At 63.1% G+C, this 26,890-nt stretch carries 22 protein-coding genes and 1 riboswitch; of the genes, 17 read left to right on the top strand and 5 right to left on the bottom strand.

Features of this window, described 5'->3' with window-relative positions; all coding sequences use genetic code 11:
- Positions 1-192: 192 nt before the first annotated feature.
- From EET67_RS10210 to EET67_RS10165, 10 genes are all read left to right on the top strand, one after another.
- Positions 193-1,116 (top strand): D-alanine--D-alanine ligase, encoded by a 924-nt coding sequence (locus tag EET67_RS10210; RefSeq protein ID WP_128626021.1) that lies wholly within the window; start codon positions 193-195, stop codon positions 1,114-1,116.
- Positions 1,104-2,045, top strand: coding sequence for a cell division protein FtsQ/DivIB (locus EET67_RS10205; RefSeq protein ID WP_128626020.1), 942 nt, complete (start codon positions 1,104-1,106; stop codon positions 2,043-2,045). The genes EET67_RS10210 and EET67_RS10205 overlap by 13 nt, the downstream gene beginning before the upstream one ends.
- A complete protein-coding gene (ftsA, locus tag EET67_RS10200) occupies positions 2,042-3,352 on the top strand; it encodes a cell division protein FtsA (RefSeq protein ID WP_128626019.1) in 1,311 nt (436 codons plus the stop codon). The genes EET67_RS10205 and ftsA overlap by 4 nt, the downstream gene beginning before the upstream one ends.
- Positions 3,353-3,493: 141 nt before the next feature.
- The gene (gene ftsZ, locus EET67_RS10195; RefSeq protein ID WP_128626018.1) at positions 3,494-5,161 is read left to right on the top strand and encodes a cell division protein FtsZ; all 1,668 of its coding nucleotides are present in this window, start codon (positions 3,494-3,496) and stop codon (positions 5,159-5,161) included.
- A gap of 297 nt (positions 5,162-5,458) precedes the next feature.
- On the top strand, positions 5,459-6,394 hold the full coding sequence (gene lpxC, locus EET67_RS10190; RefSeq protein WP_128626017.1) for a UDP-3-O-acyl-N-acetylglucosamine deacetylase: 936 nt from the start codon (positions 5,459-5,461) through the stop codon (positions 6,392-6,394).
- A 172-nt stretch (positions 6,395-6,566) separates the two neighbouring features.
- Positions 6,567-7,433, top strand: a complete 867-nt coding sequence (locus EET67_RS10185) for an outer membrane protein assembly factor BamD (protein WP_128626016.1) — start codon at positions 6,567-6,569, stop codon at positions 7,431-7,433.
- An 11-nt stretch (positions 7,434-7,444) separates the two neighbouring features.
- Complete coding sequence (gene recN, locus EET67_RS10180; RefSeq protein WP_128626015.1) at positions 7,445-9,121, top strand: DNA repair protein RecN; 1,677 nt, start codon at positions 7,445-7,447, stop codon at positions 9,119-9,121.
- Between the two features lie 132 nt (positions 9,122-9,253).
- Positions 9,254-11,407 (top strand): NAD-dependent DNA ligase LigA, encoded by a 2,154-nt coding sequence (ligA, locus tag EET67_RS10175; protein ID WP_128626014.1) that lies wholly within the window; start codon positions 9,254-9,256, stop codon positions 11,405-11,407.
- Positions 11,408-11,609: 202 nt separating this feature from the next.
- Positions 11,610-12,335: an AzlC family ABC transporter permease gene (locus tag EET67_RS10170; RefSeq protein WP_128626013.1), complete on the top strand. Its 726-nt coding sequence runs from the start codon at positions 11,610-11,612 to the stop codon at positions 12,333-12,335.
- Entirely contained in the window at positions 12,332-12,628 is a 297-nt protein-coding gene (locus EET67_RS10165) for an AzlD family protein (protein WP_128626012.1), read from the top strand. Before EET67_RS10170 ends, EET67_RS10165 begins: the two co-directional genes overlap by 4 nt.
- Here EET67_RS10165 and EET67_RS10160 read toward each other — a convergent pair whose 3' ends face one another.
- The 3 genes from EET67_RS10160 to EET67_RS10150 form a co-directional block, all read right to left on the bottom strand.
- Positions 12,629-14,458: an aminopeptidase P family protein gene (locus EET67_RS10160; protein ID WP_128626011.1), complete on the bottom strand. Its 1,830-nt coding sequence runs from the start codon at positions 14,456-14,458 to the stop codon at positions 12,629-12,631.
- Positions 14,459-14,579: 121 nt separating this feature from the next.
- Positions 14,580-15,452: a 50S ribosomal protein L11 methyltransferase gene (locus tag EET67_RS10155; RefSeq protein WP_128626010.1), complete on the bottom strand. Its 873-nt coding sequence runs from the start codon at positions 15,450-15,452 to the stop codon at positions 14,580-14,582.
- 46 nt (positions 15,453-15,498) lie between these two features.
- Positions 15,499-16,077: an SCO family protein gene (locus tag EET67_RS10150; RefSeq protein ID WP_128626009.1), complete on the bottom strand. Its 579-nt coding sequence runs from the start codon at positions 16,075-16,077 to the stop codon at positions 15,499-15,501.
- A gap of 180 nt (positions 16,078-16,257) precedes the next feature.
- Here EET67_RS10150 and EET67_RS10145 point away from each other — a divergent pair, with 180 nt between their 5' ends.
- From EET67_RS10145 to EET67_RS10135, 3 genes are all read left to right on the top strand, one after another.
- Complete coding sequence (locus EET67_RS10145) at positions 16,258-16,743, top strand: CreA family protein (protein ID WP_128626008.1); 486 nt, start codon at positions 16,258-16,260, stop codon at positions 16,741-16,743.
- A 47-nt stretch (positions 16,744-16,790) separates the two neighbouring features.
- A complete protein-coding gene (locus EET67_RS10140) occupies positions 16,791-17,432 on the top strand; it encodes a DapH/DapD/GlmU-related protein (RefSeq protein ID WP_128626007.1) in 642 nt (213 codons plus the stop codon).
- Positions 17,433-17,608: 176 nt separating this feature from the next.
- Entirely contained in the window at positions 17,609-17,899 is a 291-nt protein-coding gene (locus EET67_RS10135) for a hypothetical protein (protein WP_128626006.1), read from the top strand.
- 82 nt (positions 17,900-17,981) lie between these two features.
- Here the strand turns inward: EET67_RS10135 and EET67_RS10130 are convergent, their stop codons facing one another.
- Positions 17,982-19,142 (bottom strand): hypothetical protein, encoded by a 1,161-nt coding sequence (locus EET67_RS10130; protein WP_128626005.1) that lies wholly within the window; start codon positions 19,140-19,142, stop codon positions 17,982-17,984.
- 456 nt (positions 19,143-19,598) lie between these two features.
- Positions 19,599-19,803, top strand: a riboswitch (cobalamin riboswitch).
- A 114-nt stretch (positions 19,804-19,917) separates the two neighbouring features.
- Here EET67_RS10130 and EET67_RS10125 point away from each other — a divergent pair.
- The 4 genes from EET67_RS10125 (at position 19,918) to panC (ending at position 24,193) form a co-directional block, all read left to right on the top strand.
- Complete coding sequence (locus EET67_RS10125) at positions 19,918-21,165, top strand: aromatic ring-hydroxylating oxygenase subunit alpha (protein ID WP_128626004.1); 1,248 nt, start codon at positions 19,918-19,920, stop codon at positions 21,163-21,165.
- Positions 21,166-21,176: 11 nt separating this feature from the next.
- A complete protein-coding gene (locus EET67_RS10120; protein ID WP_128626003.1) occupies positions 21,177-22,283 on the top strand; it encodes an FAD-binding oxidoreductase in 1,107 nt (368 codons plus the stop codon).
- Positions 22,284-22,439: 156 nt separating this feature from the next.
- Complete coding sequence (panB, locus tag EET67_RS10115) at positions 22,440-23,288, top strand: 3-methyl-2-oxobutanoate hydroxymethyltransferase (protein ID WP_128626002.1); 849 nt, start codon at positions 22,440-22,442, stop codon at positions 23,286-23,288.
- On the top strand, positions 23,285-24,193 hold the full coding sequence (panC, locus tag EET67_RS10110) for a pantoate--beta-alanine ligase (protein ID WP_128626001.1): 909 nt from the start codon (positions 23,285-23,287) through the stop codon (positions 24,191-24,193). Before panB ends, panC begins: the two co-directional genes overlap by 4 nt.
- A gap of 23 nt (positions 24,194-24,216) precedes the next feature.
- Here the strand turns inward: panC and EET67_RS10105 are convergent, their stop codons facing one another.
- Entirely contained in the window at positions 24,217-26,856 is a 2,640-nt protein-coding gene (locus EET67_RS10105; protein ID WP_128626000.1) for an ATP-dependent helicase, read from the bottom strand.
- Between the last annotated feature and the right edge of the window lie 34 nt (positions 26,857-26,890).

The raw sequence follows: 26,890 nt of genomic DNA, 5'->3' as shown, positions 1-26,890 counted from the left end.
TTGAATCGTCTTGAATCGTAAGGGCTTGCCACGGAATCAACTCTCTGATTCTTTGGACTAAAGCGTTTCCTGATTTGAGTCGTTCGACGCGTTCGGCGCGTTTTCCGTCTGGGGGGCAGACCACCGGAAGACTCGGACTCAATTCAGGAGGCTAGGTTGGGAAACCTGGTTCGACGAGGGGACTGCGGAACTATGACGAAGCATGTGGCCGTGTTGTTTGGAGGTTTCTCGTCCGAGCGGCCCGTTTCGTTGTCTTCCGGCAAGGCCTGCGCGGATGAACTCGAGGCCTGTGGCTACCAGGTCACCCGCATCGACGTCACCCGCGATGTCGGTTCCGTGCTTTCGGCGTTGAAGCCGGACGTCGTCTTCAATGCGCTGCATGGGCCGTTTGGCGAGGATGGCACGATCCAGGGCATCCTCGAATATCTCGCCATTCCCTACACTCATTCCGGTGTGCTTGCTTCGGCGCTTGCCATGAACAAGGTGCAGGCAAAGAAGGTCGCCAAGGCGGCCGGCATCCCTGTTGCCGAGGCGAAGGTGCTCGACCGTTTTTCGATCGGCGACAAGCATCCGATGCAGCCTCCCTATGTCGTCAAGCCGGTGAATGAGGGGTCGAGTTTCGGCGTCGTCATCGTCAAGGAGGATCAGTCGCATCCGCCCCAGATCATCTCCTCGCCCGAGTGGGGTTATGGTGATGTGGTGATGGTGGAGCGATACGTCTATGGCCGCGAACTGACCTGTGCGGTGATGGGCGATGTGGCGCTCGGCGTCACTGAGATCATTCCGACGGGTCATTCCTTCTACGACTATGATTCAAAATACGTCGCCGGCGGATCAAAACATGAATGCCCGGCTAAAATTTCACTAAATATTTACCAAAAAATACAGACACTGGCGCTCAAGGCTCATCAAGCAATTGGGTGCCGGGGCGTTTCCCGGTCGGACTTCCGCTATGACGACCGCCATTCCGAAAATGGCGAGGTCATCTGGCTTGAGGTGAATACCCAACCCGGCATGACGCCGACGTCGCTGGTGCCCGAAATTGCCGCTCAGGCCGGGCACTCGTTTGGTGAGCTTTTGAGTTGGATGGTGGAGGACGCGTCGTGTTTGCGTTGAGGCGGGGGCAGAGTGGCAGAATGGGAGCGGCCCGGCCGGGTCCGTTCAATCTGGCCCGCTTCGCGGACGGGTTCGTGCTGCCACGTTGGTTGCGCCGGCCGGCGCGGCTGGTGTCGCGCCTCGGGCATGGCGATTTCACGCCGCCGCCTTTTGCGGCGACTATCGCCTCTGCCGTCTTGCTGTCTTCCAGCGGTATCTACGGCGCCTATGTCGGTGGCCATATGCCGGCGGTGGTTCAGGCCATTACGGCGCGCAGCGGCTTTGCAGTCGATCAGATCCGTGTGGTCGGTCACCACGAAACCTCCGAGATCGATGTGCTCGACAAGCTTGAGCTTGATGGCTGGACCTCGCTGATCGGCTTCGATGCCGACAAGGCACGCGATCGTGTCGCCAGCCTGCCCTGGGTCGAAGTCGCCTCCGTGCGCAAGGTCTATCCCGACACGCTGGAAGTGAAGATCGAGGAGCGCAAGCCCTTCGCGATCTGGCAGAATGACGGGCAATTGGTGGTGGTCGAGAAAGATGGCCGCGTGATTGCGCCCTTCTCCGGCCGGCGTCATGCTGCCCTGCCGCTGGTCATCGGTTTCGGCGCGGCTGAGCATGCCGCCGGGTTCCTCGCCGGGATGCAGAAATACCCCGAGCTTTCATCGCGCGTGAAGGGCTATATCCGCGTGTCCGACCGTCGCTGGGACCTGCGGCTTGAAAACGGCATCACCGTCAAGCTGCCGGAAAACGGCACCGATGCAGCACTCGCCGATCTGGTGAAGATGGACCGCGAGGCGGGGCTGCTCTCGCGTGACATCGCCGCTGTCGACATGCGCCTGTCCGATAGGCTGGTGGTGCAGCTCACGCCAGGTGCCGTCGAGCGCCGCGAAGCTTCGCTCAAGGAGCAGGCCAAGGCGGCAAAGCGCGGCGTGGAGAAGCGGATATGAGCCTGCTCGGCGTCAAGGACAATCTCTCGCGCCGCTCCGGCATCGTCACCGTGCTCGATGTCGGGTCGAGCAAGGTGTGCTGCGTGGTGGCCAAGTTGCAGCCGAGTGGCGAGGATAGTCATCTCCTGCGTGGCCGCACGCATCGCGCCAAGGTGATAGGTATCGGTCACCAGAAGTCGCAAGGGGTGAAGTCGGGCGTGGTCGTCGATCTCGATCGCGCCGAGCATTCCATCCGCCTTGCCGTCGATGCCGCCGAGCGCATGGCCGGGCTGACGGTGGATTCGCTTATCGTCAATCTGACGGCCGGGCGGCTCAAGAGCCAGATCTTTTCCGCCACCATCAATCTTGGTGGTCATGAAGCAGCCGAAGGCGATATCAAGCGCGTGCTGGCCGCTGGCGCCAAGCAGGCGCTGCGGGCCGAGCGCGAGGTCGTTCATTCGCTGCCGGTGTCGTTTTCGCTCGATGCGGAGCGCGGCATGCGCGATCCGCGCGGCATGGTCGGCGACACGCTCGGCGTGGACATGCATGTGCTGACCGGCGATTCCGCGCCGCTGCGCAATCTGGAGTTGTGCATCAACCGCACGCATCTGTCGGTCGAGCGGATGGTGGCGACGCCTTATGCTAGCGGGCTTGCCGCACTCGTCGATGACGAGCTGGAGATGGGGGCTGCCTGCATCGACATGGGCGGCGGCACCACGACCATTTCGGTTTTCTCCGACGGCAAGTTCGTCCATGCCGATGCGCTGCCGATCGGCGGCAACCATGTCACGCTGGATCTGGCCAAGGGGCTTTCGGCGCGTCTTGAAGATGCCGAGCGTCTCAAGGTCATGCATGGCTCGGCACTGCCCGGTAGCGCCGACGACCGCGATCTGGTGTCGATCCAGCCGATCGGCTCCGACGAAACCGATGTTCCGCTGCAGGTCCCGCGCTCGGTCATGACGCGCATCATCCGCGCGCGGATCGAGGAGACGCTGGAAATGCTGCGCGACCGGCTGAACAAGTCGGACTATGGCAGCGTGGTCGGCAAGCGCGTGGTTCTGACGGGTGGCGCAAGCCAGCTCGCCGGCCTGCCGGAAGCGGCGCGGCGTATCCTGGGGCGCAGCGTGCGCATCGGTCGTCCGCTTGGCGTTGCCGGCCTGCCGGTGGCGGCAAAGGGGCCGGCCTTTGCGACCGCCGTGGGGCTTCTGATCTACCCGCAGGTGGCGGATTTCGAAATCAACCAGATGAGCATGTTCTCGCGCATGCGCATGACGGGGACGGGCGGCAGATTGTATCGCATGGGTCAGTGGTTGCGAGAGAGTTTCTAGGGAACGGCGTTGGCGTTTTTAGCGCCGATCCCAAGGCAGCGTGTTGGAGCGGAGTGAGCCCACTTCGTTTTGGAATCAGACGGGGACAGCCCCATAGGCAGCCGCAGCGGCAAGCGGCGGGAAAGGCAAAGGACGAGGACAATGGCAATCAATCTGCAAAAGCCGGACATCACCGAGCTCAAGCCGCGCATCACCGTATTCGGTGTCGGCGGTGGCGGCGGCAACGCCGTTAACAACATGATCACGGCCGGGCTGCGCGGTGTCGAATTTGTCGTCGCCAACACGGATGCGCAGGCGCTGACGATGTCGAAGTCGGATCGCCTGATCCAGCTCGGGGCGAACGTCACCGAGGGTCTCGGTGCTGGCTCGCAGCCCGAAGTGGGGCGTGCCGCCGCCGAGGAGTGCATCGACGAGATCATCGACCATCTGTCCAACACCCATATGTGCTTCGTCACCGCCGGCATGGGCGGCGGCACCGGCACGGGCGCTGCCCCGGTGGTTGCCCGCGCTGCGCGTGAAAAGGGCATCCTCACCGTCGGCGTCGTCACCAAGCCGTTCCATTTCGAAGGCCAGCGCCGGATGAAGACGGCCGACATGGGCATCGAGGAACTGCAGAAATGCGTCGACACCCTGATCGTCATCCCCAACCAGAACCTGTTCCGCCTTGCCAATGACAAGACGACCTTTGCCGACGCCTTCGCAATGGCCGACCAGGTGCTCTATTCGGGCGTCGCCTGCATCACCGACCTGATGGTCAAGGAAGGCCTGATCAATCTCGACTTTGCCGACGTCCGCTCGGTGATGCGCGAAATGGGCAAGGCGATGATGGGTACCGGCGAAGCTTCGGGAGAAGGTCGCGCAATGGCTGCTGCCGAAGCCGCGATCGCCAATCCGCTGCTTGACGAAACCTCGATGAAGGGCGCCAAGGGCCTGCTGATCTCCATCACCGGCGGTCGCGATCTGACCCTCTTCGAGGTCGATGAGGCGGCAACCCGTATCCGCGAGGAAGTCGACCAGGACGCCAACATCATCCTCGGCGCGACCTTCGACGAGGAACTGGAAGGCGTCATCCGCGTTTCTGTGGTGGCGACCGGTATCGACAAGACTGCGGCCGAAATCGCCGCCGCACCGATTGCCATCCGCCAGCCGCTGAAGCCAGCGCCGCGGCCTGCCGCCGAAATCCACCACGCCGCCCCGGCACAGCCTGTTCAGGAAATCGCCCGGCCCGAGCCGCGCGCTGCCGATCCTGTCGCCGACGCGATCCGCATGGCCGAAGCCCATGCCGCAACCGCTGCCGCTCCGGTAGCGCCACGCCCGGCACCTGCCGACGACTTCCGTCCGCAAAGCAAGCTGTTCCAGGCGCCGCCGCCCCCGCAGCAGCAGGCCGTTTTCCAGCCGCACCCGGCACCCGCGCCGGCGCCGCAGCGTGAGGTCGCCCAGCAGCCGATGCCGGCACCGAGAATGCCGCGTGTGGAGGATTTTCCGCCGCTGGTGAAGGCCGAGGTGGAAGCCAAGTCGCGGCCGGTCGAGCATCACGACAGCGGTCCGATGGGCCTGCTGAAGCGCCTGACCAATGGTTTGACCCGTCGCGAGGAAGAGCCTGCACGGCTCCAGCCGGCACAGCCGCGCGAGCCCAAGCTGCGCCAGGTCGCGCCGGAAGTGCGTCGCGCCACCAGCCAGGACGCGCAGCTCTACGCGCCGCGTCGCGGCCAGTTGGACGAACATGGCCGCATTGCCCCGCAGGCGGCGCGGCCGCAGGAAGACGACCAGTTGGAGATTCCGGCATTTTTGCGCCGCCAGGCCAACTGATCTGTTAACGGATTGTAACCAATGTTAACGGGCGGGCACGCAAGTGCCCGCCCGTTAGTTCATTAAATCAAATGAAAACAAGGGCTTGGTGTGTGATTGGCGGATGGCGGTGCCGTAACATCGGGAAAAAAACCGTGATTTGGAGTCTTTCCTATGCCTCACTATCTTCTGCTGCGAACGGAGTCGATCCGTGGAGGCCCTGGGGGAGGGGTCTTGTCCGCCGATCGAGGCAGGCATTTGTGAGCCGATGGGCTGGCGTAGCGGACATGCGCTAAACGGGCATATTGGGGATTCCTTTTGAACGACTATCAGACCACACTCAAGTCGGATGTTTTGCTGTCGGGATTCGGCGTCCATAGCGGCAAGCCGGTTTGCGTGCATTTCCTGCCGGCCGCAGCCGATACCGGTGTGGTGTTCCACTATGCTGGGCCGGGCAAGCCGCAGCAGGATTTGCGTGCGCTGGTTTCTGAGGTCGGCAGCACCGATCTGTCGACCGTGCTTGGCGACCCGGCCGGACACCATGTTGCGACCGTCGAGCATGTCATGGGCGCATTGCTCGGACTTGGCGTCGACAATGTCGTCATCGAGATCGACGGCAACGAAATGCCGATCCTCGATGGCAGTGCCGCACTGTTCGTCGAGGCGATCGACCGTGTCGGCCTCGAGACGCTGACGGCCAAGCGCCGCTATATCCGCATCCTCAAGCCGGTGCGGATCGATTCCGGTGCGTCCTGGGCCGAGTTCCGGCCCTATGTCGGCACGCGCTTCGAAGTCGAGATCGATTTCGAGAACCCGGCCATCGGCCGCCAATCCTTTGCGGCAGACATCACGGCAGATACATTCCGCAAGGAGATCGCGCGGGCGCGCACCTTCGGCTTCATGAAGGATGTCGAGCGCCTGTGGGCCGCCGGTTTTGCACTCGGCTCGTCGCTGGAGAATTCCGTGGTGATCGGCGAGGACGGCCAGGTCATCAATATGGAAGGCCTGCGCTACGCAAACGAATTCGCGCGCCACAAGACGCTCGACGCCATGGGCGATCTGGCGCTTGCCGGCTCGCGCTTCATCGGCTGCTTCCGCTCCTATCGTGGCGGGCACAAGCTCAATGCCGCTGCCCTGCGCCGCCTGTTCTCCGACCGCTCGGCTTTCCAGGTGGTCGAAACCCGCCGCGAGCGTGGCCGCTCGTCGGAGATGATTGCGGTCAACGCGCCAGCCAATGCGCCTTGGGCGCTTTGACAAGGCAAGTCGGTACACCGACAGCTTGGAAATCCACAGACCGGTGCTATCGGCCGCTTGTGCTGCCACAAAAATGTGCCATTGCCGGATGATAGCGTTGCCGTGCAACGGCAGTTGTGGTCTATGACTGCGGGCACCGAGTGTAATCAGGCCGAAAGGGCAGAGTCCGATTATGGTTTTTGAGCGAGCTGCACAGACGAGATCGCCGGCGCGCGCTGCTTTTCTTGCGCTTGCGGTGCTTTCTGCTCCGCTTTTTCTGTCCGCCTGCACGTCGTCGGACAAGGATCTCGACCTGTCGACCTATGTCGAGCAGACCGAGCCTGCCGATCAGCTCTACAATCAGGGCCTCGCCAATCTCAGCGCCGGGCGCCTGAAAGAGGCGAGCCGCAAGTTCGACGCCATCGATCGCCAGCACCCCTATTCGGAATATGCGCGCAAATCGATGGTCATGGGCGCATTCGCCAATTACCGGCAGGGCAATTACGACGACGCCATCAATTCGGCCAAGCGCTACCTTGCGCTCTACCCCTCGACCGAAGATGCCGCCTATGCGCAATACATTATCGGGCTCAGCTATTTCCGCCAGATCCGCGACGTGACGCAGGACCAGAAGGAATCGCGGCGCGCCATCGAGGCGATGCAGGAGGTGGTCGATCGCTGGCCGGAGTCCGAATATGTCGAAGACGCCAAGGAAAAGATTCGCGTTGCCCGCGACCAGCTGGCCGGCAAGGAAATGCAGATCGGCCGCTACTATCTCGAGCGCCGTGAATATATCGCCGCCATCAAGCGGTTCCGCGGCGTGGTCGAAGGCTATTCCAACACCCGCCACGTCGAGGAGGCGCTTGCCCGGCTCACCGAGGCCTATTACGCAATGGGCCTGACGTCGGAAGCGCAGACGGCTGCTGCCGTTCTGGGGCAGAACTACCCCGACAGCCCTTGGTATCGGGATTCCTACAAGCTCTTGCAAACCGGTGGGCTGGAGCCGCGTGAAAGCGCCGGCTCATGGCTCACCAAAGCCGGAAAACTGATCACGGGCTGACGTTTCAGGCAATGCTGTCCAGGCTTTCGATCCGCGATATTGTCCTGATCGAGCGGCTGGACATCGATTTCTCGCCGGGCCTTTCGGTGCTGACCGGCGAGACGGGCGCGGGAAAATCCATTCTGCTCGATGCACTTTCGCTTGCGCTCGGCGCGCGCGGCGATGCCTCGCTCGTTCGCCACGGCGCGGCACAGGGGCAGATTTCGGCCGTCTTCGACGTGCCGCGCAATCACCCAGCCCGCCAGATCCTGATCGACAATGCGCTGGACGACGAAGGCGACATCATCCTGCGCCGCGTGCAGACTGCCGACGGGCGCTCGCGCGTCTTCGTCAACGACCAGCCGTCCAGCGTCGCCATGATGCGCGACATCGGCCGCGCGCTGGTGGAGATCCACGGCCAGCATGACGAGCGCGCACTGGTCGATGCGGCTGCCCATCGCGAATTGCTGGATTCCTTTGGTGGCCACATCGGCGAAGCCCGCGCCTGCGCCCAGGCCTGGCGGCATTGGCGCGATTGCGAGCAGGAACTGGCCCGCCACCGCGCCAGGGTGGAAGCGGCGGCACGCGAGGCCGACTATCTGCGCTCCGCGGTCGGCGAACTCACCCAACTCGACCCGCAGCCGGGCGAGGAAACGGAACTCGCCGATATCCGCAACCAGATGATGCGGGCCGAAAAGATCGCAGCCGAGATCAATGACGCCCAGGATGTGCTGTCCGGTCCCAATTCGCCGCTGCCGCAACTGGCCAGCCTACTGCGGCGCCTGCAGCGCAAGGCAGGCGAGGTGCCGGGCCTGCTGGACGATGTCGTGACGTCGCTCGACGAAGCGATGCTGTCGCTGGATGCAGCGCAATCCGGGGTGGAAGCAGCCTTGCGCGCCACCGAATATGATCCGCAGCGGCTTGAAAAGGCGGAGGAGCGGCTGTTTGCGCTGCGGGCCGCTTCGCGCAAGCACAATGTGCAGGTCGATGATCTCGCCCGGCTGCGCGACACCATGGCTGCTGATCTTGCCGACCTCGACGCCGGCGAGGGCCGCCTGCACGTGCTGGAAAAACAGGCGGTCGCCGCGCGCGATGCCTATGACGGCGTTGCCGCCAGCCTGTCCGGCCTGCGCCAGATAGCTGCGAAGGCGCTGCGCGAGGCCGTCATGGCCGAACTGCCGGCGCTGAAGCTGGAGCGGTCGGAGTTCATCGTCGAGATGATGAGCGAGCCCGACAACCGCATGGAAGAGGGTATCGATCAGGTCGAATTCTGGGTGCGCACCAATCCCGGCACCAAGCCGGGGCCGATGATGAAGATCGCTTCGGGCGGAGAATTGTCGCGCTTCCTTTTGGCATTGAAGGTCGCGCTTGCCGATCGCGGCTCGGCGCCGACGCTGGTGTTCGACGAGATCGACACCGGTGTGGGCGGCGCGGTCGCGGATGCGATCGGCCAGCGGCTGGCGCGCCTTGCCAACAAGGTGCAGGTGCTGTCCGTCACCCATGCGCCGCAGGTGGCCGCACGCGCCGACACCCATTTCCTGATTGCGAAATCGGGCAGTTCCGAACAGGTTTCCACCAGCATTGCCGAGATGGATCGCCGCTCGCGCCAGGAGGAGATCGCGCGCATGCTGGCCGGCGCCAGCATCACCGAGGAGGCGCGCGCGGCGGCTGAACGCCTGCTGCGGGAAAACAGCGCCGCTTCGCTGTAGCGCCCGGTCGTCCGCTGGCGATATATGTCAGCAGTCCGCCTGCCTGCGTCGCGCTTTATGCAGGTTCGGCTCCCATATTCACGCGTCGCGGGTTATTGTCCCGGCGCTGACCCGCCGGATTCTGAAAAAGCCATGTCTGATATCGTCAAGCCCGTCGAAGACCTGACCGAAGCCGAGGCCCAAGCGGAACTGGCGCGGCTTGCCCAAGAAATTGCCGAGCATGACCGGCGCTATCACGGCGAAGACGATCCGATCATCTCGGACGCCGAGTATGACGCCCTTCGGCTTCGCAATGCCGCCATCGAAGCGCGGTTTCCCGAACTGGTACGCGCCGATTCGCCTTCGCTCAAGGTGGGGGTGGTGCCTTCGGCCACCTTCAGCTCGGTCGCGCATTCGGTGCCGATGCTGTCACTCGACAATGTGTTTTCCGGCGAGGACGTGATGGACTTCGTCGCCAGCGTGCGCCGCTTCCTTGCCTGGCCAGCCGATCAGGAACTGGTCTTCACCGCCGAGCCGAAGATCGACGGGCTGTCGATGTCGCTGCGCTATGAAAACCGCCGGCTGGTGACGGCTGCCACCCGCGGCGATGGCACCACTGGCGAGAACGTCACGGCCAATATCCGCACCATTGGCGAGATCCCGCAGCAATTGCCGGCCGACGCCCCCGATGTCATCGAGGTGCGCGGCGAGGTCTATATGCGCCGCGACGATTTCTTTGCGCTCAACCAGCGCATGGCCGAGACGGGCAGGGTGTTCGCCAATCCGCGCAATTCGGCGGCGGGCAGCCTGCGCCAGATCGACCCCGAAGTGACGCGCTCGCGTCCGCTGCGCTTCTTTGCCTATGCCTGGGGCGAGACCAGCGAGACGCTGGGCGAAACCCAGTTCGACGTCGTGCGCCGCTTTGCCGATTGGGGCTTCACCATCAATGACGGTATGCAACGCTGCCGCTCGATCGAAGAAATCCTGACGCATTACAAGGCAATCGAGGCCGAGCGCGCCGCGCTGCCCTATGACATTGACGGCGTCGTCTACAAGGTCGACCGGCTGGATTTGCAGGCGCGGCTCGGCTTCCGCTCGCGCAGCCCGCGCTGGGCGACGGCACATAAATTCGCCGCCGAGAAGGCGACCACGGTGCTGACCGGCATCGACATCCAGGTCGGACGTACCGGCGCGATGACCCCTGTCGCCCGCCTGGAGCCGGTGACGGTCGGTGGCGTGGTCGTCACCAACGCCACGCTCCACAATGAGGATTATATTCGCGGCATCGGCAACAGCGGCCAGCCGATCCGCGAGGGTAGGGACATTCGCGTCGGCGACACCGTGCTGATCCAGCGCGCCGGCGACGTTATTCCGCAAATCCTCGACGTGGTGATGGAGAAGCGCCCGGCAGATGCCGTGCCCTATGTCTTTCCCGAACGCTGCCCGGACTGCGATAGCCATGCCGTGCGCGAGGAAGGCGAGGCGGTGCGGCGCTGCACCGGCGGGCTTATCTGTTCGGCACAGGCGGTGGAGCGGCTGCGCCATTTCGTTTCGCGCAACGCGCTGGACATTGAGGGGCTCGGCGAAAAGCAGATCGCCTTTTTCTTCAATTCCGAGGATCCGGCGCTGCAAATCCGCTCGCCCGCCGACATCTTCACGCTGAAGGCGCGGCAGGAAAAATCGCTGACCAAGCTGGAGAATGTCGACGGTTTCGGCACGACCTCCGTGCGCAAGCTTTTCGCCGCAATAGACGAGCGCCGCAAGGTCGAGTTCTCGCGGTTCCTGTTTGCGCTCGGCATCCGTCATGTCGGTGAAACAAACGCCAAGCGACTGGCCCGTCATTTCATCAGCTTTTCCGAGTTGCGCCGCGTGAGCGAGGCGGCCATTGCGCCTAAGGACAAGGGCGACAAGGGCAATGCCGACTGGCAGGAACTGAACGGCGTCAGCGGCATCGGTGCAATTGTCGCCGAGTCGGTGGTGGAGTTCTTCGCCGAGGACCACAATCGCGAAGCGGTCGAGGCGTTGCTTACCGAGGTGACGCCGCTGGACGAAAAGCCGGTCGGTACGGTCGAAACCCCGGTTTCGGGCAAGACGGTCGTCTTCACCGGCTCGCTCGAAAAAATGTCGCGCGACGAGGCCAAGGCGATGGCAGAGCGGCTGGGTGCGAAGGTGGCCGGGTCGGTGTCGAAGAAGACCGATCTGGTTGTGGCCGGCCCCGGTGCCGGCTCCAAGCTCAAGCTCGCCACCGAACTCGGCATTGAGGTTATCGACGAGGACCAGTGGTTCGAGCGAGTGGGCGGCGCGTGACCGCCCGCCGACGCTTCATTTCGCCTGATCTTTGGCTCAAGCGAATTCATATGACAGCAAAGCCCGGCTCACCTACATCACTCCCATTCCCACGGCGGGATGGAATGCAAGCGGCTTGCGGCCGGCATTCCGCCGTTTCTTGAAGACAAAAGGGCCGCTTTCCGCTCCGGCTCGCGGCGATCCGGAGCGCGGTGGAGAATTCATGGCAGTCGAAGCAATAGAAGCAGGCGGCGGCACCAGCCAGTTCTGGCGCGGCGTGCGCGTCGCCGTGCCGGTGATGGTGGCGCTGTTTCCATTCGGCATTCTCTATGGCGCGCTTGCGCTCGAAAACGGCTTCACGGTCTTTGAAGCGGTGCTGATGAGCCTGACCATATTTGCCGGCGCCAGCCAGATGGTCGGTTTGGAACTCTTCGGCCAGAATGTGCCGGCCTGGCTGATCGCTTTTTCGATCTTCGCCGTCAATTTCCGCCATATCCTTTATTCGGCGGCCATTGCGCCGCGCATCCGCCACTGGTCGCCGCTCAAGAAGACGGTCGGCTTCTTCTTCCTCTCCGACCCGCAGATCGCCGAAGCCGAGATCAAGGCCGAGCGTGGCGAGGACGTCACCTTCGCCTGGTATATGGGCATGGGCCTGGGCATCTATGTAAGCTGGGTACTGGAATCGGCGCTCGGCGCGCTGTTCGGCCAGATGCTGCCGAGTACCCATGCGCTGGGGCTCGATTTCCTGCTCGCCATCTATTTCCTCGGCCTGCTGATGAGCTTCCGCAAGCGCTCGCTCTGGCTGCCGGTGGTGATCGCCAGCGCGATCGGCTCGATCCTCGCCTATAAATTCGTCGGCTCGCCCTGGCACGTCTCGCTGGGTGCCATGGCCGGCATCCTGCTGGCGGTCCTCATGCCGCCCGCGACCGAGGGGAGCCAAAAGCCATGAGCAGCACGGTCTGGATCATATTGGCGGGCGCGGTGCTCACCTATCTCACCCGCATCGGCGGCTATGTCGTGCTGTCGCGCTTCGAGCGGATCAATCCGCGTGTCGAGGCCGGCCTCAACGCCGTCCCGGCCGCGGTACTGACGACGCTGGTTGCGCCGGCCGCACTTTCGGCCGGGCCGGCCGAACTGATCGCGCTCGTGGTTGCCGGTCTGGTGGCGCTGCGCGGCGGCATGATGAGCATGTTCCTGACCGGCGCTGCGGTCCTGATCGCGTTGCGCTATCTGCTCGGATAATCAGGCAATCGGAGCGGTCGCCGCCTCCAACCATTTCAGCGTCTCGCCATCGACCATGGGGCCGATCTCTTCCAGCACGCGCGCGTGATAGGCGTTCAGCCAGTCCACCTCGGCCGGCGTCAGCAGGTCGGCATTGAGAAGCCGCCGGTCGAAAGGCGCCAGCGTCAGCGTCTCGAAGCCATGCATGGCGATGTCGCCGCCGGCAATCTCTTCGGCACTGGTGACGATGATGAGGTTTTCCAGCCTGATGCCGTAATGGCCGTTCTTATAATAGCCGGGCTCGTTTGAAAGCATCATGCCCTCGAGCAGCTTTTGCGTGCCGGTCTTGGCGATGCGCTGCGGCCCCTCATGCACGGCCAGATAGGAGCCGACGCCATGGCCGGTGCCGTGTGCGAAGTCCAGCCCGCGCTGCCACAGCGCATGGCGGGCAAAGGCGTCGATGTCGCAGCCGCGCGTGCCGGTGGGAAAGCGCAGCGTCGAGATGGCGATCAGCCCCTTCAGCACCAGCGTGTAGCGCTCGCGCATTTCATCGCTCGGCCGGCCGATCGGCATGGTGCGGGTGATGTCGGTGGTGCCGTCCTGATATTGCGCGCCCGAATCGAGCAGGAACAGCTCGCCATCCGCCACCTTGCGGTTGGTGGCGTGCGACACGCGATAATGCATGATGGCGCCGTTCGGGCCGGAGCCGGAGATGGTGTCGAAGGAGACGTCGCGAAGCGGCATCTGGGTTTCCTCGCCCACCTGCCGGCGGCAATCTTCAAGCCTGGTCACCACCTTGATCTCATCGAGGGAACCGGCGTCCTGCCGGTCGAGCCAGCACAGGAGCTTTGCGACAGCCGCGCCATCGCGGCGATGGGCGGCTCGTGCGCCGGCAAGCTCGGCCTGGTTCTTGGTGGCGCGGGGCAGGCGGGCCGGATCGGGCTCAGCCACCACCGTGCCGCCATTGTCCTTGACCAGCGCCCGCAGCCTGTCTGCCGCCAGCACCGGATCGAGCGCGACCCTGGCCTTGCCCTTGGCCAGTTCGATGATGTCGGCTTCCAGCTGATCGGGTTGCCGCAGATCGGCAAGCTGGGTCAGATAGGCCTTGACGCTGCGCGACAGCTTCCTTTCGTCGAGGAACAGAAGGTGCTTGCCATCGGCCGCCAGAATGGCGAACCCAAGCGCCAGCGGCGTGTGCGGCACGTCGCGCCCACGGATGTTGAACGCCCAGGCGAGCGATGACGGATCGGTCAGCACGCAATGGGTTGCGCCCTGCTTGGTCAGCGCTTCGGCTAGCCGGGCAAGCTTGTCCTTCGCCAGTTCGCCGGCAAAGCCGATCGGATGGAGTTCCACCGCCTCGGCGGGCGGCTGCGGCTGGTCCGCCCAAATTTCATCAATCGGGTTGCGATCGAGCGGCACCAGCTCCGCGCCGACCTTCTCAGCCGCCTTCTTCAGTGCTGCGACATCGCCGATTGTGTGCAGCCACGGGTCGAAGCCGAGCCGCGTGCCCTTGGCGAGATTGTCCCCGATCCAGGCGGGCGGCGGATTGTCGATCAGGCTTTCAATGGTGAATATGCCGAGATCGACCTGTTCGCGCACCTGCAACTGATAGCGCCCGTCCACGAAGATATAGGCCTTGTCGGCAAGGATGATCGCGACGCCGGCCGAGCCGGTGAAACCGGTCAGCCAGCGCAGCCTTTCGGAATGCGGGGCGACATATTCGCCCTGATGCTCGTCGGAGCGCGGCACCACGAAGCCGTCGAGATCATGCGCTGCAAGCCAGTCGCGCAATTGCCCGACGCGGGCTGCGGCGGTGGTCGGGTCGCTGGCGGAATCGAAGGATTGGAACATGGATCGTCTCGTTTTCGAGCCTGTGTCGGATCGCAAGTGAACCTAGAGCATGATCCCGAAAAGTGGAAACCGGTTTTCGGAAAAGATCATGCTCCACTGAAGAGGCTACGCAATGCGGGCCTCACCGCTTGAGGTACAGCGTCACCCAGCCCTCGCGGGCGATGGTTTCGACATGGCGGCAGCCCTGGGCGATATAGGCCGTCCGCACGGCGTCATGCTGGCGTTCCAGAATGCCGGACAGGATGATCGAGCCGCCAGCTTTCGCGTGCTGCGTCAGTTGCGGGGCAAGTTCGATCAGCGGGCCGGCGAGGATATTGGCCACGATCAGCTCGAAGGGCCCGCGCGCGGCAAAGATCGGGTCGTCGAAACCGGATGCGGTGTGCGTTTCCACCAGGTCGGAGACGCCGTTCAGTCTGGCATTGTCGGCCGCTACCTTAGTGGCGACCGGGTCGATGTCGGTGGCAAGCACCGGAATGCCAGCCAGCCTGGCAAGTCCGATCGCCAGCACCGCGCTGCCGGTGCCGAGGTCGAGCGCGTTTTTCGACTGCTCGCTGCCCACTACCTTCTCGATCATCTCCAGGCAGCCGGAGGTGGTGCCGTGATGACCGGTGCCGAAGGCAAGGCCGGCTTCGATCTCGATGGCGATCTCGCCTTCCTGCGGCGTCTGGCGATCATGCGAACCATGGACGATGAAACGCCCGGCGCGCACCGGCTTCAGCCCTTCCAGCGACAGCGCCACCCAGTCGACATCCGGCAGGGTTTCTCGCTCTATCGCCATGTCGAGATCGAGGTCCGCCAGCACGGCCTGCATGCGCTCGGCCGCCTGCTCGGCGTCGTCCTCGGCATAGAGCGACAATTCGTGGAGATCGCGCTCCTCATCCTGCTCGATCATGGCCAGCGGCAGGCCGTCATCCTCGAATTCGGTCTCCAGCGCCGCAAAGATGCGCTCGGCATCCTTGCGCGGGGCCGTCAGGTAAAGGCGGGTCTGGCTCATAAGGTTGCTCGGCTGCGGGGTTGCGTTGCCGCAGCTTGTGCCTGTTTCAGCCCTTGCCCGCAAGCCGCTTGAGTTTGGCAAGGGCGGTGTCGCCGTCTTCGCCATAGGCGATGGTGCCGAAGAAGTCGCCGCGCGGGTCGAGCAGTAGCACGGAAGCGGTGTGGTCCATCGTATAGTCGCCGCCATCCAGCGGCACTTTCTTGGAATAGATGCCGAAGGACTTGGCCATGGCCGCCACCTTGTCGGGATCGCCGGTAATTCCGGTGATCCGATCCGAGACATTGCTCACATAGGCGTCGAGGATTTGCGGCGTGTCGCGCTCTGGGTCGACTGAGACAAAATAGGCCCTGATGTCGCTGCCCTCGTTGCCGAGCTTCTTCAGCCAGCTGTCCATCTCGACCAGCGTCGTCGGGCAGACTTCCGGGCAATGGGTGAAGCCGAAGAACACCGCCGAGGGATGGCCGCGGAAGGCCGCTTCCGTGACTGCCTCGCCCTTCTGGTCTACCAGCGTGAAAGGCGCGCCGAAGGGCTCGCCACTATAGCGGGTCTGATACCAGTCGAATGACAGCCAGCCGATACCGCCCGCCATCAAAACCAGTATCCCGATCAGAATTGCGCGCATCATCTGCTTGAACTTTCATCAATCTGGCGAAGTCATCGCCGAAGGTTTTTCCTGCCCGCGAAGATAGTCGCTGCGGCCTGCCGGCAAAAGTGGCCAAGTTGCCGCTGTGCAATCATTCTGCGCACTTGCAACCGCTGTGGCACAATCCCAATTCTGTCTCGACCGACTTTCAGGGAGATGTCCATGCGTTTCATGCTTCTGGCCGCCGCCGCTACGGTTCTCGCAGGCCTTTCACCCGCCGCTGCGCAGCAGGTCGGCAAGGTCGGCGTCGACTGGCTCGGCAACGACATCATCGTTGAGGCGGTGAAGGACCCTGCCGTCGAGGGTGTGACCTGCCACATCTCCTATTTCGACCGTGGCATGGTGGACCGGCTGCAAAAGGGCAACTGGTTCGAAAACCCATCCGATTCAGCCATTTCCTGCCAGCAGACCGGGCCGATCACCATAGGCGACATCGATCTTGGCAAGGGCGGCGAGGAGGTCTTCAAGCAGGGCATCAGCCTGATCTGGAAGAAGCAGGTGGTCAATCGCATCTATGACAGGCAGAACGACACGCTGATCTATCTGTCGCATTCGCGCCAGGTGCAGGACGGCTCGGCCAAGATGGCAATCTCCACCATCCCGCTCTATGGCCAGCAGGTTACCTGGACCAAGGGAAAGCCGCAGTAGCTTTCGCACGGCTTGCGGGGCTGCGGCTTGCGGCGTAAAGCCCGCGCATGAGTGAGAAAGACGATCTTCGCTTCAAGCCGTCCGAGCCGCGCATCCACCCGACGGCGGAGCTGAAATCCTGCAAGCTCGGCCGTCATGTGGTCATTGGCGAGCGCACGGTGCTGCGCGAGGTCACGGTCGGCGACTTCTCCTATTTCGAGCGCCATTGCGAGGCGATCTACACTCAAATCGGCAAGTTCTGCTCGATTGCCGCCAATTCCCGCCTCAATGCGCTGGAGCATCCGATCGAGCGCCTCACCAGCCACAAGGTCAGCTACCGGCCGAACGAGTATTTCCGTTACCTCGGCGTCGATGCCGGTTTCCGCGAGCGCCGGCAGGGGAAGGCCGTCGCAATCGGCCATGATGTCTGGATCGGTCATGGCGCTGTCGTCATGCCGGGCGTGTCGATCGGCAATGGTGCCGTGGTGGGCGCCAATGCGGTGGTGACGCGCAATGTCGGCGCCTATGAGATCGTTGCGGGCTCGCCGGCAAGAGTCCTGCGCCGGCGCTTTCCGGCAGAAATCTCGGCCCGCATCGAGGCGCTTGCCTGGTGGGATTGGCCGCTCGCCCGTCTTGCCGATGCCATTCCCGACATGCAGTCGATGCCGATCGAAGCCTTTCTGGAGCGCTGGGAACGGCCCTCCGAGTAAGCGCCGGTAACCATTCCGCTTAACGTAAAGCATTAGGGTTAAGGAAAGGAAAACAGGTTGTATTGATCCCAAATTGCACTTCCAGATTGCATCTGCCGACAAGCTATGAATAATCAAACTCGAGGTACGACGCAGGAAGTTGAAGAAATACTTTGTGCAAATAGGGAGTCTACACCATGAAAACCTTTACGCTTACTTTGGCTGCTGCCTTCGTTTCTTGCTCGGCCATTGCTGCCCAGGCCGGTGGCTGGGGCAAAACCAGCTACACCCATGTCGGTCATAACCAGACCTCGACCGGCGGATTGATCAATGTGTCGCCCTCGCTCGGGCTCGGTGATGTCAATGTGCTGAATGGCATCCTCAACGGTAACAAGACCGGAAACGGTATCCTGAGCGGGATCGGCGTCGGCATTCTCGGCGGCAACAGCATCCTGAACAACAAGAGCTACAAGCTCGGCCGGCACTGACACTGTCGCGAACGGCAAGTGATGGGGCGGGAGGGCAACGGCCTTCCCGCCCTATTCCCGTCGGCGTTGGACCGGGCGTGCCCTATAGTTTGGTCCTGATGCCGACAAAGGCGTCCAGCGTCTTGCGGCGCTCGTCGAGCACCGTCAGGAAGCGGTCGGTGAAGTCCACGCGCACCACCAGCGCCATGGTTCTGGTCGCGTCATAGCTTGCCTCGGCATAGGCGCCGTGGGCGCGCTCCTGGTTTTCCAGCAGCAGATTGTCCTTCGATTCGCCGAACAGGCCGGAAGCCAGCAACAGCTGGTCCGAAACGCGCAACCGTGCCTCGATTTCGCCGCGCCGCAGCCAGGAGGCGAGGGGATCGTCGCTGTCGGCCGTTTCGAAGCGGGCAAACAGCGCGCCGCGCAATTCGAAGCCGTTCGGCAGCGGCTTGGCGAAGGCGACCCGGTAGGTGGGGCGGATATCTTCATAGATGCCCTCCGCACCGCGCAGCATTTCGAAGCCGATTGCGCTGTTAAGCGAACCGGCATCGGCATCCGTCCAGGCGCCTTCCAGCCGAAGCGCATATTGCGACAGCGAGAGACCGACAGGCGGGAAACCGAGCTCTTCCACAGCGACGCTGGTTGTGGAGGCGGAAACGCCATAGGCAAGCGGGCCGACGCTGCGCACCAGTCGGGCGCCGACGACGAGGCGGTTGCGGTCGGGGTCGAGTTTTGCCGGGGCAAGCAGCGATTGCTGGAAGCGCGCCGCGCCAATCTTCTCATAGGCGTCGGCCAGTTCGAGCACCAGCGCCGTGCCGCCGCCGAGATCTATGCCGATCTGGGTTTCCGCCGCGAAAACCTGCTTTTTCGTGCGCGTGCCGAGGATCAACGTTGCGATTGGCAGGTCGTCGCCTTGCGAGGAGATGCGGTAGGTCAGAGCGCCGCGCAGTTCCAGTTCGGGGGAGGTTTTTCCGGTGGCCTCCAGTTGCAGAACGGCGGCACGGTCGTTCTCGATTGAGATCGTGTCGTAGCGGCTTGCCTCGGCCTCCGCGCCGAGACGCACATAGCCTGTCTCGTGTTGCCACTGGTGCTGCAGGGAACCGCGCATGAGCGTATACCAATCCGGCACGGCAAATGAGCTGTCGAGCGCGTTGCTGGTGTGGTGGCGCTCAACGCTCGTGGTGACCGAAACCGGAGACGGATCTGCAAGAGCCGGGGCCGTCGAGATTGCGAGCAGCAAGGCACAGACACTTCTTGTCGCCACATCTTCCTCCCGGTGCGGGCGAGGCGCCGCCGCCGCCATTTTTCATGTTCCGGCGTTCCAGGCCGGCGCCGAACCCCTTCCGTTTGCGGGGGTGCGTAACGGAAGGGGCCGGAGGTACCGCCGTGAAGCGGAAGAGCAGGCTCATGCCTGCATAGAAATAATTACAACTAAAAGTTTAAACAAACTATCAATATACAATCTCAAAGGTTGCATCAGGTTGTGGCTGTCTAAGCGAAGGCGAAGGACGGCACCAAGCATGCTCTCCTCTCCCAAGCCCCCGCAGTCTTTTGCCGGCCCTGGGTGAAGGCGCTCGAACGGCATGGCTCATGATCTGACAGGCAACGCGCGAGGCTCGATTCCAAGCATGGTGTCAGTTCGCCGTGAAGGTATTTTCCGCTGTCGCCTTTGCGCTTGAGCCATGTCGCTTTCGCGAGCACTGCAGTCTTCGAACGATGATTAGATGAGGACGCTTGAGGTGCCCCGAACGCGAAAGTTGGCGGGTTAATTGGGAAGCCGGTCGGAAACCGGCGCTGCCCCCGCAACGGTAGCGGAGCTGAAAGGCCGACAGATAACCACTGGGCAAAAAAGCCTGGGAAGGTGTCGGGACAGTCCGGGAGGACGGCTCCGAAGCCCGAAAACCAGCCTTGAGCATGTTGAACCGACTGATCGCGGTGGGCGGTCAAGAGGCGGATGCTGCACGGCCTTCGGCCGGTCCGCAGGCGTTCTCCCCTGAAATCACCACCAAGTTCAGTCCTTGCATTGCAGAGGACAGGACATGGATACCAGGACTGAAATGCTGAGACGGCTTGAACGCCGCCGCCAGGGCTTCTCGCTCGAGCAGCCCTTCTATATCGACCCCGACTATTTCAAGCTCGACATGGAGCTGATTTGGTATCGTGACTGGCTCTTCGTCGGCCATGATTGCGAGCTGCCCAAGGCGGGCAATTATTTCACGCTGCAGATCGGCGCCTATCCGGTGGTGATCGTCCGTGACCAGAAGGGCCAGATCCGTGCCCTGCACAATTCCTGCCGGCATCGCGGCAGCCGGGTGTGCCCGGCTGAAAAGGGCACCGCGGCCAAGCTCGTCTGCCCCTATCATCAATGGACCTATGAGCTGGACGGCAGTTTGCTGTTTGCGCGGCAGATGGGCGAGGGTTTCTGCAAGGAAGATTTCGGCCTCAAGCCGATCGCCTGCGAAAGTGTGGCCGGCTATATCTTCATCTGCCTTGCTGATGAACCTGCCGATTTTGCTTCGTTCCGTGCGATGATGGAGCCATATTTCGCACCGCATAACCTTGCCAATGCCAAGGTCGCGCATGAGACGACCATCATTGAAAAAGGCAACTGGAAGCTGGTGTGGGAAAACAACCGCGAATGCTATCACTGCGCGGCCAATCATCCCGAATTGTGCAAGACTTTCCCTGAAGCCCCCACCATCACCGGCGTCCCCAGCGTGGACAGCGACCCGGAGATGCTGGCGCATTGGGCGCATTGCGAGGTGGCAGGCCTACCTTCGCGTTTCCGCATCGACGACCATGGCCAATACCGCACCACGCGCGCGCCGCTGCTGCGCGATGCCGTCTCCTACACCATGACCGGCAAGCCGGCCGTCAAGCGGAACCTGTCGGACGCCGTGACGGCGGACCGGATCGGCACGCTGATGCTCTATCACTATCCGACGACGTGGAACCATGTCCTGATCGATCACGCGACCACTTTCCGGGTGCTCCCGATCAGCCCGACCGAAACCGCGGTGACGACCAAATGGCTGGTCCACAAGGATGCGGTGGAAGGCGTCGACTATGACCTCGATGAACTCACCCATGTCTGGGCGATGACCAATGACGAGGACCGCCGCATCGTGGAAGAAAACGCGTTCGGCATCCTCTCGCCGGCCTATGAACCCGGCCCGTATTCGGAAGTCCATGAGGGCGGCGTGATCCAGTTCGTCGAATGGTATGCCGACTTCATCGGGCCTCGATTGGCCGAGAGCGACAAGCCGGCATTGAAGAACGTGGCATAGAGGAGGCGGCCATGAATGCGACGGTGAGCCTCTACAAGCATCTCGACGAGATGCTGCCCTGGAACGATCGGCTTCAGGTGCTGGAAGTGATCGGCGTCATCGACGAGGCGCCGGAAGTGAGGACCTTCATCTTCCGTTCCGACAACCAGACCTGGTTCCGCTATAAGCCGGGCCAGTTCGTGACGCTGGAGCTTCCCGTGGAGGGAGGCTCCGTCATGCGCACCTATACGCTGTCGTCATCACCGTCGCGGCCATTTTCGATTGCCGTCACCGTCAAGGCGCAGCAAGGCAGCATCGGCACGCGCTGGATGTTCGAGCATCTGAAGCCCGGCGAGCGCCTCAAGGCCTATGGGCCCGGGGGCAATTTTTCGCTGCACGACCACCCGGCGGCCAAATACCTGTTCATTTCGGCTGGGTCCGGCATCACACCGATGATGTCGATGCTGCGCTGGCTGAATGATTTTGCCCCCCAGACCGACGTCGCCTTCGTCAATTGCGCGCGCCGGCCGGAGGAGATCATCTTCCGCAAGGAACTGGAGCTGCTCGGCTCGCGCATGCCCGGCCTTTCGCTGGGTTTCATGATCGAGGAGCGGTCGAGCCGCGAAAGCTGGTTCGGCCATATGGGTCGCCTCGATGCGGTGCGACTGCCGCTCCTGTCGCCGGATTTCCGCGAACGCGAGGTGTTCTGCTGCGGGCCGGAGCCCTTCATGCGGGCGGTGCGCGCGATGCTGGAATCCTCCGGCTTCGACATGGCACATTACCATCAGGAGAGTTTCGGCGCGTCGCCAGTGGAGCCGGTGCCGGCACCTTTCGTCGACGAGCTGCGGCTGGCACCGGACGGTGCTCCCGCGGCAGAGACAGTGCCGATCCGTTTCTCGCTTTCCGATGTCGACGCCGAGTGCGTTTCTGGCCAGACGGTGCTGCAGACCGCGCGTGCGTCGGGGGTACGCATTCCCGCCGCCTGCGAGTTCGGCCTTTGCGGAACCTGCAAGGTGAAAAAAGTCTCGGGCGAGGTCGAGATGAGCCACAATGGCGGTATCCTCGACCATGAGATCGCCGACGGCTTTATCCTCGCCTGCTGCTCAAGGCCGCTTGCCGCCCTTGAGATCGAGGCTTGAGGCCATCCGCGCCATTTGCCGGGCCGGATGAGGATTAGCCAGGCTGGGCCGCCGTGACCGGCCGCCCGGGCTTCTGAAGAATATGGACATTGGCTCTTCGCAACTGCACAAAATTGTGCGACACGCCCTTATATTGACGTAAGGGAAGGAGATGCCATGAGCGTGACCGGTGCGACGAAAGCCCTCACGCCGCCCGATGTTCTGGCGGCGCGCAAGGGCGGGGACCCGCTCGTCTGCCTGACGGCCTATACCACGCCGATGGCCCGGCTTGTCGATGCGCATTGCGACATCGTTCTTGTCGGCGACAGCGTCGGCATGGTGCTTCACGGCCTGCCCTCTACGCTTGGCGTCACCCTCGACATGATGATCATGCATGGAAAGGCGGTGCGCCGGGGTCTCCAAAAGGCACTGATGGTCGTCGACATGCCGTTCGGCTCCTACGAGGAAAGTCCGCAACAGGCCTTCCGCAACGCTGCCCGGCTGATGGCCGAGACAGATTGTGCTGCGGTCAAGCTGGAGGGTGGCGAAACCATGGCGGAGACGATTTCTTTTCTTGTGCATCGCGGCATCTCCGTCATGGCGCATATCGGCCTGACCCCGCAGGCGGTCAACACCGTGGGCGGCTACAAGGTTCAGGGGCGCGGGCAGGATGCGGAGCGCATCATGCGCGATGCAGCGGCGGTAGAACAAGCCGGCGCCTTCTCGGTGGTGCTGGAGAAAGTACCCGCGGCGCTGGCCGACAGGATCACCGCGCAACTTGCCATCCCGACCATCGGCATCGGTGCCTCGGCCAGCTGCGACGGCCAGGTGCTGGTGGTGGACGACATGCTCGGCATGTTCACCTCGTTCCGGCCGAAATTCGTCAAGCGCTATGCCGAACTCGGCAATGGCGCGGATCAGGCCATCGCCGCTTATGCGGCCGAGGTTCGCGCGCGGCGTTTTCCCGCCGCAGAGCATGTATTTGCCGATCTGCCGCAAAAGGCTGCGGAGGGAGAAACCGCATGAGCGTCCCCATCGTCAGAACCGTCGCCGAACTGCGCGCACTTGTCGCCGGATGGCGCCGCGAAAACCTGCGGGTCGCCGTCGTGCCGACCATGGGCGCTCTGCATGAAGGGCATCTGAGCCTGGTGCGGGCCGCACTGAAAAAGGCCGACCGGGTGATCGTGACGCTCTTCGTCAACCCCAAGCAGTTCAACAGCGCCGCCGACCTTGCCGCCTATCCGCGCACCGAGGAGGACGACGCGGCAAAACTCGCGCCTCTTGGGGCGCATCTTCTCTACGCACCGCAGGCGGCGGAGATTTATCCGGACGGCTTTTCGACCAATGTTTCGGTGAACGGCGTCAGCGACGGCCTGTGTGGTGCCTTCCGGCCCGGTCATTTCGACGGCGTGGCGACTGTCGTTGCCAAGTTGTTTCTGCAGACCGGCGCCGATTTCGCTTTCTTCGGCGAAAAGGATTTCCAGCAACTGCTTCTGGTCCGGCGCATGGCGCGCGACCTCGATATTCCAATCGAGGTCATTGCCTGCCCGACCGTTCGCGAGGCCGACGGTCTGGCTCTCTCTTCCCGCAATGTCCGTCTCTCACCGGCCGAACGCCAGATAGCGCCGAAGCTCGCGCCGGTCCTGTTCGATGCGACCGAACGGATGGCCGAAGGCGCGCCAGTCGGCCAGGTGCTAGCGCAAGCGGGCGAAGCAATCCTTGCTGCCGGCTACGATAAGGTCGAATATCTGGAGCTCCGCTCGGAAGAGGATTTGCTGCCCTTGGCTGAACTCGACCGACCAGCACGCCTGCTGGTGGCGGCGTGGCTCGGTCAGACGCGCCTGATCGATAATGTGCAACTTTCGCCCCGGCACCTTGCCGGCTCTTCACACGCGCCGCAGGTAGCTGCAGTGTTGCAGCGCGTGGGCTGATCTATCGGTGGCCTTGGCCGCCGTCACGCGCTGGTGACGAAGCCATCCAGAACCCGTTTCTGGCCGGCCTTGTCGAAATCGATGGTAAGCTTGTTGCCCTCGATAGCCGCCACATTGCCGTTGCCGAATTTCTGATGGAAGACGCGGTCGCCGACCTTGAAGGGAGAGGGCGCGTCGGAAACGGATTTGGCCACCAGTTCGCCGTCTATGGTGCGGCTTTTGACCGAACCGCGCCCGGCGCCATATGTGGAATCGGTCTCGCCATAGCCGATGCGCTCGACCGCATGGCCGGAGCGCGAGCCCCAGTTGCGATCCGTCGCCTCGGTGCGGTTTGCTTGCGCGCGCTGCCAGCCAGGGGTGGCGTAAGTATTCGAGAATGACCCGCCCCCGGAGTAGCCTACATTGTCGAAGCGCGAGGCTCCATAAGGGTTCTGGCGGCCCCCACGCCCGCCGGCGAACGAGCCCCCGCCATAACCGCCATAGCTATTGCCGGCATCGGCGATCTCGACATGGGCCTCGGGCAGTTCATCAAGAAAGCGCGAGGGTATGGTCGACTGCCACAGGCCGTGGATACGCCGGTTCGACACGAACCAGATATGCAGGTTCTTCTTGGCGCGGGTGAGCCCGACATAGGCGAGCCGGCGCTCTTCCTCCAGGCCGGAGCGGCCGCCTTCGTCCAGCGAGCGCTGGTGTGGAAACAGGCCTTCTTCCCAGCCGGGCAGGAACACGGTCTCGAATTCCAGCCCCTTGGCGGAATGAAGCGTCATGATGGTGACGGCGTCCATCTCCTCATTCTGCTCGGCATCCATCACCAGCGCGACATGTTCGAGGAAGGAGCGCAGCGACTCATATTCCTCCATCGAACGGATCAGTTCCTTGAGGTTTTCGAGCCTGCCCGGCGCTTCGGCCGAGCGGTCGTTCTTCCACATTTCCGTGTAGCCGGATTCTTCCAGGATGATCTCGGCGAGTTCCGTATGCGGCGTGGTTTCCAGCGCTGCCTGCCAGCGCGCGAAATTGGCCGCCACCTCGCGCAGTGCCGCGCGCGGCCTTGGCTTCAACTCGTCGCTTTCGGCAAGCTTGGCCGCTGCCTCCAGCATGGGAACGCGCAGCGCGCGTGCCGTATCGTGGACCTGACGGATGGCGGCTTCGCCAAGCCCGCGCTTGGGCACGTTGACGATACGCTCGAAGGCGAGATCGTCCGCACCTTGCGCCACCACGCGCAGATAGGCCATGGCGTCGCGGATTTCCTGCCGCTCGTAGAAGCGCGGGCCGCCGATGACGCGGTAGTTGAGTCCCAGCGTGACGAAACGGTCCTCGAACTCGCGCATCTGGAAGGACGCGCGCACCAGGATCGCCATGTCGTTGAGATTGTGCTTCTGGCGCTGCAACTGCTCGATGGTCTCGCCCACCGCGCGCGCCTCTTCCTCCGAATCCCAGGCCGCATGGACATTGACCTTGGCGTCCTCCGGATCGGCGATGTCGGTGAACAGCGTCTTGCCGAGCCGGCCCTCATTATGCGCGATCAGATGCGAGGCGGCGCCGAGGATATGGGCGGTGGAGCGGTAGTTGCGCTCCAGCCTTATGACGGTCGCGCCGGGGAAATCCTTGTCGAAGCGCAGGATGTTGTCTACTTCCGCACCCCGCCAGCCATAGATCGACTGGTCGTCGTCGCCCACGCAGCAGATGTTGACCTGTCCTTCCTTCTCCCCGTTCACGGGGAGAAGGTGGTCCGAAGGACCGGATGAGGAGCCGGCGCCAACATCGGATGTTAGGGCGCCGCCCCTCATCTGCCTGCCGGCATCTTCTCCCCGTGAACGGGGAGAAGATGGCTGCTTCGGCCGCTGCGCCAGCAATCGCAGCCACATATATTGTGCGGTGTTGGTGTCCTGATACTCGTCGACGAGGATGTATTTAAACCGGCGGTGATATTCGGCAAGCACGTCATGGTGCTGGCGGAAGATGCGGATCGGGTGGAGCAGCAGGTCGCCGAAATCGCAGGCGTTCAGCGTCTGCAACCGGTCCTGATAGGCCTTGTAAAGCTCTCGGCCCTTGCCATTGGCGAAGGCGCGGGCATCGCCTTCGGGGATTTCGGATGGACCCAGCCCCTTGTTCTTCCAGCCGTCGATCATCATGGCGAACTGGCGCGCCGGCCAGCGCTTGTCGTCCAGACCTTCGGCCTGGATCAGCTGCTTGATGAGCCTGATCACATCGTCGGTGTCGAGAATGGTGAAGCCCGATTTCAGTCCGGCAAGCTCGGCATGGCGACGCAGCATCCTCACGCCGATGGAGTGGAAGGTGCCCAGCCACGGCATGCCCTCGATCGCCTCGCCGACCAAAAGGCCGATGCGGCTCTTCATCTCGCGGGCGGCCTTGTTGGTGAAGGTGACGGCGAGGATCTGCGAGGGGTACGCCAGACCGAGGCTGAGTATATGCGCGATGCGCGTGGTCAGCACCCGCGTCTTGCCGGTGCCGGCCCCGGCCAGCACCAGCACCGCGCCTTCCGTGGTTTCCACCGCCAACCGTTGCTCGGGATTGAGGCCGTCGAGATAGCTCGGCGCCGGCGGACGGCGCGCCGCCATGGCGCGCGCGGCGATACCGCCGGCGCCAGCACGCGGCATCGGCTCTTCGTCGAAAAACGGCATATCGTCTGGAAAATCGGGCATTACCTGCGAATGTAGTGATTCGGGCCTGAAAGAC

The sequence above is a fragment of the Borborobacter arsenicus genome (assembly GCF_003934165.1).
GTDB classification, from domain to species: Bacteria; Pseudomonadota; Alphaproteobacteria; order Rhizobiales; family Rhizobiaceae; genus Pseudaminobacter; species Pseudaminobacter arsenicus.
This window is presented reverse-complemented; position numbering and strand designations above follow the sequence as displayed.

Excerpts from the sequence above, each read along its gene's own strand:
- EET67_RS10125 (WP_128626004.1), top strand. The coding sequence starts at position 19,918 with ATGGATACCAGGACTGAAATGCTGAGACGGCTTGAACGCCGCCGCCAG.
- ftsA (WP_128626019.1), top strand. The coding sequence starts at position 2,042 with ATGAGCCTGCTCGGCGTCAAGGACAATCTCTCGCGCCGCTCCGGCATC.
- EET67_RS10120 (WP_128626003.1), top strand. The coding sequence starts at position 21,177 with ATGAATGCGACGGTGAGCCTCTACAAGCATCTCGACGAGATGCTGCCC.
- panB (WP_128626002.1), top strand. The coding sequence starts at position 22,440 with ATGAGCGTGACCGGTGCGACGAAAGCCCTCACGCCGCCCGATGTTCTG.
- EET67_RS10105 (WP_128626000.1), bottom strand. The coding sequence starts at position 26,856 with ATGCCCGATTTTCCAGACGATATGCCGTTTTTCGACGAAGAGCCGATG.
- EET67_RS10155 (WP_128626010.1), bottom strand. The coding sequence starts at position 15,452 with ATGAGCCAGACCCGCCTTTACCTGACGGCCCCGCGCAAGGATGCCGAG.
- panC (WP_128626001.1), top strand. The coding sequence starts at position 23,285 with ATGAGCGTCCCCATCGTCAGAACCGTCGCCGAACTGCGCGCACTTGTC.
- EET67_RS10165 (WP_128626012.1), top strand. The coding sequence starts at position 12,332 with ATGAGCAGCACGGTCTGGATCATATTGGCGGGCGCGGTGCTCACCTAT.
- ligA (WP_128626014.1), top strand. The coding sequence starts at position 9,254 with ATGTCTGATATCGTCAAGCCCGTCGAAGACCTGACCGAAGCCGAGGCC.
- EET67_RS10160 (WP_128626011.1), bottom strand. The coding sequence starts at position 14,458 with ATGTTCCAATCCTTCGATTCCGCCAGCGACCCGACCACCGCCGCAGCC.
- EET67_RS10185 (WP_128626016.1), top strand. The coding sequence starts at position 6,567 with ATGGTTTTTGAGCGAGCTGCACAGACGAGATCGCCGGCGCGCGCTGCT.
- EET67_RS10210 (WP_128626021.1), top strand. The coding sequence starts at position 193 with ATGACGAAGCATGTGGCCGTGTTGTTTGGAGGTTTCTCGTCCGAGCGG.
- ftsZ (WP_128626018.1), top strand. The coding sequence starts at position 3,494 with ATGGCAATCAATCTGCAAAAGCCGGACATCACCGAGCTCAAGCCGCGC.
- EET67_RS10150 (WP_128626009.1), bottom strand. The coding sequence starts at position 16,077 with ATGATGCGCGCAATTCTGATCGGGATACTGGTTTTGATGGCGGGCGGT.
- EET67_RS10145 (WP_128626008.1), top strand. The coding sequence starts at position 16,258 with ATGCGTTTCATGCTTCTGGCCGCCGCCGCTACGGTTCTCGCAGGCCTT.
- EET67_RS10135 (WP_128626006.1), top strand. The coding sequence starts at position 17,609 with ATGAAAACCTTTACGCTTACTTTGGCTGCTGCCTTCGTTTCTTGCTCG.
- EET67_RS10140 (WP_128626007.1), top strand. The coding sequence starts at position 16,791 with ATGAGTGAGAAAGACGATCTTCGCTTCAAGCCGTCCGAGCCGCGCATC.
- EET67_RS10170 (WP_128626013.1), top strand. The coding sequence starts at position 11,610 with ATGGCAGTCGAAGCAATAGAAGCAGGCGGCGGCACCAGCCAGTTCTGG.
- recN (WP_128626015.1), top strand. The coding sequence starts at position 7,445 with ATGCTGTCCAGGCTTTCGATCCGCGATATTGTCCTGATCGAGCGGCTG.